The organism is Oribacterium sinus, assembly GCF_963537195.1.
GTDB classification, from domain to species: Bacteria; Bacillota; Clostridia; order Lachnospirales; family Lachnospiraceae; genus Oribacterium; species Oribacterium sinus_A.
The window spans coordinates 1-6,206 of sequence record NZ_CAUTEG010000119.1; the positions used below are offsets into that span (position 1 = coordinate 1).

Genomic DNA, 6,206 nt, shown 5'->3' on the forward strand with positions numbered 1-6,206 from the left:
CTCTACAGAGCGTTCATGCGAGGTTATGGAGATGGTATTATATCGTCTAATTTGTTTAGTTACCTTTTCTGCCAATACAGTAATTGATGGAAAATGAATATGTTGATATTCAGTACTAAATTGCAAGCAGAGTCCGGAAAGCACGTCTTCAATGAGGGGATATTTTTCAGCAAAGGCCTCAAAGAAAAAGATAATAGTATGCTGTACTTCAATAAAGATAAGCTGAATATTAGGATATAATTTGGCTATTTTCCGTCTTATAGATTCAATTAAAGGCTTTTGTTGGGGGATTTGGACATAGTAAATGTAATATGTATCATATGGTACATTTATATCTCCAATGTATTTCCTAAAATCAGAATAAAAAGGATATATATCTTTTTCGGATAATTGTATATCTGGGGCAACAGATAAATAGCAATTAATTAAGTTGGCAAAAAGCGAACTACCATAAAAGCTTGAGATTTGTTTTAGTTCATTAGCTTTGTTCTCTTTTGAAAGCTTGTTTAGGTGCGTATCTCGAGCCTTTACCACGCTATCAATGATTTGTTCCGTTGTACATGGCTTTAATAAATAATGTTGAACACCGTATTGCATGGCTTCTTTTGCAAATTCAAATTCGCCATAACCGGATAAAATAATAAATTCAGTCTGGGGGGCAATTTCATGAATTTTCCTAATTAGTTCCAAGCCGGTAAGACCGGGCATTTTTATATCTGTTAAGATAATATCAGGATATTGGTCTAGTATTATATTATAGGCATCGATACCATTTTTTGCGGTTCCAATTAATTTGATTTCTAAAGAATTCCAATCAATGAGAGTACTGATAGAATCTCTTATAGCTTTTTCATCATCTGCAATGAGTAATTTTAGCATTCTGTTCTCCTGGGAAATATAAGTTCTGCAGTCGCATGATCATCATCTGGATTATATAAGCTCAGCCCAAAGTCATTACCGAAAATAAGTTTGATCCGCTGGTCAATATTGAGTAGGCCAATTCCTATGCCATGTGCTTTAACTGTACCATTACGAAGCTTATCCAGTAAATCATCTTCAAATTGAGAACCATTGTTTGTGATTAAAATATGGATGATATCATTTTTAATGAATCCGGAAACCTCAATTATACACTGGTCTATGATATATTCCATTGCATAATTAATGGCGTTATCAACAAGTGGTTGAATACTCATTTTGGGAATTGAAGCAGTGAAAATATCTTCTGGCAAACTTTCTTTATAGCATAGTCGTTCTTCATCAAAACGAATTTTCTGAATTGTAACATAACTATGTACAATATCTAAGTCTTCTTTTATGGAAATCAAGTTTTTTTGTTGACTCATTGAAGCTCTTAAAAGAATGCCTAGGGCTTCAATCATGGATGATATTATATTTGCACCAATGGCTTTTGCTCTCCAATTAATAGAATCCAAAGCATTATATAAAAAATGTGGATTCACTTGACTTTGTAAGGATCTTAACTGTGCGTCTTTTTTTAAAAGTTCATTTAAATAATTTTCTCTTATTAAATTATTGATTTGAATAGTCATATCATCAAAGTGATGATGGAGAATGGCTATCTCGTCTTTTCTTGTTGAATAATCAAAATTGACGTTTTCTTCATTATAATTTCCGGATCCAAAAGATTTCATTTTATCCATAAGAACATTAAAGTCTGCAGTGATTCTTTTTACATACTTTGAAGCTAAGTACAGAGATAGAAAGACGGAAAATAATATAAATAAAAAAGCTGTAAATACTGCAAGTGTTAGCTGCTGAGATATTTCTGTATAAGGAACAAGACAGATATAATTCCACCCGGTACTCTTAATTTGACCTTTTACACAAAAAAAATCGCTGTGCTTAAGTCGGATAATTTTATAGTCTGCATCTAATTTTTTTTGAAGGAAAAGGGTCTCATCGTTGGATAGATTTTTTGTGTGATAAAGTAGTTGATTATCCTGATAGACAATATATCTTACATTCTCGTTATATAATATTGAATCTGTAGAATTCTGGATTAGCTTATCCATATTTACATTAATAATGAGAGTTCCAAGATTCTCCTGATTCAAGGTTTGAATCCTTATACAGTTGCGAACCAGGAAAAGACCATCTGTGTTGCAATAATCAGTTACCCAGCTTGGATATCCTGCATTTTTTTCGGATTTTTCGATTACGCTGTTTGTAATTTCATAATTTATTCTTGAACTTGCTGGCTCATAACTGGTTGAAACAGTATAAGGGTTTTTCAATGTGATATAGTTAATTTCAGCTATACTTTTATGAGCTTCAGTCAGTTGCTGGTTAATTGTGTTCGTGACATTTTTTACATGTATGGGAGAATAAGCTTCATCGACTAGTGATATAAGTCCACTCCGTATATATTTATTTGAGATGATTGTTTTAGATAAGGCCTCAAGGTTTTTTAAGGTATCGGAAATATTTTCCGCACTACTATTTAATGACCCTGCAAGAGATTTATAAAGTAATCTACTGTTAGCCTTTTGAACTACGGAAAAGGAAAGTAAAGATGCAGTTAAAGTTAAAAAAGCTACAAAAATAGTTATGCTGATAATTTTTTTTTGGAGATTGAAATTAAGGAAGGAATTATATAATTTGGAATATATCTTATTCATCTAATTGCAGCCTTTCATATTTGAAATATTATCCAAGGAGATTTTTATGATATTGTTGCTTATTGCTAGATTTATTATATTAAAAAGAAAAAACCATAACAATCTGTATAGTAAGAAAAGTGGACAATGAACTCGGTTTTTTAAATTGGCTTTAAATAATGCACAAAATATACTGATTGCAGTTGGATTCGTATTTTTATCTAAGGAGGTACAGATTATGAAGAAAAAGCTATTTGCATTTGCTCTTTCAGCAGTGGTAGCAATGTCAGCGCTTGTGGGTTGTGGATCATCCTCTGCAACACCGGCTACTACCACTAAGGCAGAAGCGGAATCGGAGAAAACCAATAAGGGTTCAGATCCTGCTGACTATAAGGTTGTGATGATTGTGAAGCAGTCAGATTCTTGGTTTGACGATATGGCTTCGGGAATTGACCAGCTTAAAAAAGATACAGGCTTAAATGTTTCTGTACAAGTACCGGAAAAAGGAGATGCGGCAAGCCAAATTTCCATCATGGAAGATTTAATTGCTCAGGGAGTTGATGCTATCTGTGTTGTTCCGAATGATCCCGCTGCATTAGTTCCGACTATTCAGAAAGCTCGCAAGGCAGGGATTACAGTTGTTACACATGAAGCAACAAGTACTGCAAAAGAAGTAGATTTAGATATTGAGGCATTTGAGTCCCAGACCTTTGGAGAACTTTTTGGCGAGAAGCTTGCTAAGGCTATGGATGGAAAAGGAAAATATGCAGGATTCGTAGGTGGTTTGACTATGGATACACATATGGCTTGGTATAATGCTGCAACAGAATATTTGAAAAAGAATTATCCTGATATGCAAAACATTTCCAATGAACCATACGAAGACGGAAACTCTGTCGAGGGAGCTCATGATAAAGCATTAGAGGTACTTAAAGCTTATCCGGATATAGCAGGTTTCTTTGATTGCTCAGCCCAGGGTGGTGGAATATGCGAAGCGCTTGCGGAAAATAGCCTTGAAGGAAAAGTGAAAGTGGTTTCCCTTGCTCTACCATCTATGTCTGCAACGTACCTTAAGGACGGTTCCATGGCAGAGGGACTTTGCTGGAGACCGGCAGATGCAGGCTATGCAACCTGCTATGCAGCTTATCTCATCGCTTCTGGTCAAGGGGTAACAGATGGTACTGACCTTAAAGTGACAGGATATGAAAGCATGAAGCTTAAGGATGGTATTGCTTATGGCAATGCACCACTTGAGTTTACTGCAGACAATATCGACAATTACGATTTCTAAAGGAGTAACGGGCGGCCTTCAGGCTGCCCGTTTCCATAAAATAGGAGATAATAATGGGAGCAATTCTAATAGCTAAAAATATCAGTAAATCTTTTGTTGGTGTTCAAGCCTTAGAAAGTGTAAATGTTCAAATTAATGCTGGTGAGATACATTGCCTCGCAGGAGAGAACGGATGTGGAAAATCAACATTGGTGAAATGTATTTCTGGGGTATATAAACCTGATCAGGGAGAAATCATCATTAATGGGAATAGTTTTACAGAACTGTCTACTGTTGAAGCCATGAAGCAGGGTATTCAAGTTATATATCAAGACTTGTCACTTTTTCCTTATATGACGGTAGCTGAAAATATCGCTATAAGTAAGCTGAAATTTGAAAATAAAAAATTCATAGACTGGAAAAAGATTCATGATATCGCAAAAGAACAGTTAGATAAGATTGGGGTAAAAATGGATCTGGATGAGAAAGTTGGTGAGATTTCTATGGCCAACAAGCAGATAGTGGCTATTTGCAGAGCTCTTGCCCAGGACACAAAAATTTTATTTATGGATGAGCCAACTACCGCATTAACCAATACAGAAGTAGAACGTTTACTGAAAATAATGATAGAACTGAAGAATAAGGGTCTTGCTATAGTGTTTATCAGTCACAAGTTGGATGAAGTCTTTAAAGTGTCGGATACTATCACTATTTTTAGAAATGGAAGTAAAGTAGCCGATTTTAAAAGCACGGAATTAGATGAAAAATCCTTAGCGTACTATATGACGGGAAGAGCTGTAGAATATCCGCATTTTGAGCGGAAGTGTGAGACGAATGAAACGATTCTCGAAGTACGAAATCTTACGCGAAAAGGTCATTATGAGGATATAAGCTTTGCGATTCGCCCGGGAGATATATTCGGCATCACGGGTCTTTTAGGATCCGGAAGAACAGAGCTTGCAATGTCTTTATTTGGTTTAAACAAGCCGGATTCAGGGAAAATGGTGGTTAAGGGCAAAGGTGTTTCTATAACTTCTCCAATGTTGGCTAAAAAGCTGGGTATTGCCTTGCTTCCGGAAGACAGGTTTACTCAAGGTTTGTTTATGAATCGTAGTATTAAGGAAAATACCTCTGCATCAGTCATCTCTAAAATTTGTCAAAGAGGGATCCTTGATAATAAAGCTGAAATGGATTTGGCTGAAAAGTATGTTCAACAGATGAAGGTAAGGACTCCATCTATAGAAACAAAGGCAGGAACTCTATCAGGAGGAAACCAGCAGAAGGTAGTTATAGGAAAATGGATTGCTATGAATCCAAAAGTTTTTATTATGGATAATCCTACAGTTGGAATTGATATTGGTTCCAAGGCAGAGATTTATGAGCAGATTCATCAATTTGCAGAACAGGGGATGGCTATTATTCTGATTTCAGATGAAATCCCCGAATTAATGGCCAATTGTAATCGTGTGATGGTTATGGCAAATGGTAGAACATTAAAATTCTATGATGAAAAGGAACTGAAGCGAGATGGAGTAGGAAGGGAAATCAGTGATTTGATTGGAAGCCAGGCTGTAGTGGTTGAGAAAGAGGTGATATAAATGGCCACGAAAAAAAAATCAGATTCCTATCAGAGAATTCTTTTGATTATTGTAGTTCTTTACAGTGTATTTGTAGGAATAAAAAATGCGCAGTTTTTACAGATTCAGACTATTTTTGACATAACAAAGACGTCTTCCACCACCATGATTGTAGCTATTGGACTTTTAGTGGTTATGATTTCAGGGGGGATTGATGTTTCCTTTATGTCTATTGCGTTATTTGGCAGTTACACTTCCATTTTTATTATGATTCAAGCAGGGATTAATAATTTATTTTTTGCTTTTATTGTCTCAATGTTTATAGGAATAGTGCTTGGTATAATTAATTCACTTTTAATTAATTGGTTAAAACTACCTCCCTTTATTATTACATTGGGAACGCAGAATTTATTTCACGGAATTATGACAACCTTTATTAGCGATCAATCATTTGGATCAGGAGTTCTTCCTTCATGTTTATCGAAATTTGGACGTGGAACGATTTTTAAGGTTAGTAATCAAATTGGAACAAGTGGATTAACGTTGTCCTTTATTCCGGTTCTTTTGGTAGCGATACTTACTTACTTTATTTTAAATAAAACAATGATAGGAAGAGGAATTGTTGCGGTTGGAAATAATGAGGAATCAGCTCGAAGGGCTGGTTTTAATCCTTTTCTAATAAGATTATTTGTTTATGCATATTACGGTGCTTTGGCTGGTATTATGGGGATAGTGTAT

Annotated in this window: 5 protein-coding genes; 3 read left to right on the top strand and 2 right to left on the bottom strand. The window is 35.2% G+C overall.

The features are described from left to right. Both RYL27_RS10290 and RYL27_RS10295 read right to left on the bottom strand, forming a co-directional pair. Window positions 1–879 (bottom strand): response regulator (locus RYL27_RS10290; RefSeq protein WP_314967041.1); only part of this gene is annotated, 879 nt, incomplete at its 3' end. Further along, window positions 873–2,642: a cache domain-containing sensor histidine kinase gene (locus RYL27_RS10295; RefSeq protein WP_314967042.1), complete on the bottom strand. Its 1,770-nt coding sequence runs from the start codon at window positions 2,640–2,642 to the stop codon at window positions 873–875. The genes RYL27_RS10290 and RYL27_RS10295, both read right to left, overlap by 7 nt. A gap of 217 nt (window positions 2,643–2,859) precedes the next feature. Between RYL27_RS10295 and RYL27_RS10300 the strand changes: the two genes are divergently transcribed. From RYL27_RS10300 to RYL27_RS10310, 3 genes are all read left to right on the top strand, one after another. Further along, a complete protein-coding gene (locus RYL27_RS10300) occupies window positions 2,860–3,912 on the top strand; it encodes a substrate-binding domain-containing protein (RefSeq protein ID WP_314967044.1) in 1,053 nt (350 codons plus the stop codon). A gap of 53 nt (window positions 3,913–3,965) precedes the next feature. Then, window positions 3,966–5,489, top strand: coding sequence for a sugar ABC transporter ATP-binding protein (locus tag RYL27_RS10305; RefSeq protein WP_314967046.1), 1,524 nt, complete (start codon window positions 3,966–3,968; stop codon window positions 5,487–5,489). Beyond that, the coding region (locus tag RYL27_RS10310) for an ABC transporter permease (protein WP_314967048.1) at window positions 5,490–6,206 on the top strand (717 nt) is incomplete at its 3' end.

What these genes read in the sequence shown, in the direction of transcription:
- RYL27_RS10300 (WP_314967044.1), top strand. Translation starts at nt 2,860, where the DNA reads ATGAAGAAAAAGCTATTTGCATTTGCTCTTTCAGCAGTGGTAGCAATG.
- RYL27_RS10295 (WP_314967042.1), bottom strand. Translation starts at nt 2,642, where the DNA reads ATGAATAAGATATATTCCAAATTATATAATTCCTTCCTTAATTTCAAT.
- RYL27_RS10305 (WP_314967046.1), top strand. Translation starts at nt 3,966, where the DNA reads ATGGGAGCAATTCTAATAGCTAAAAATATCAGTAAATCTTTTGTTGGT.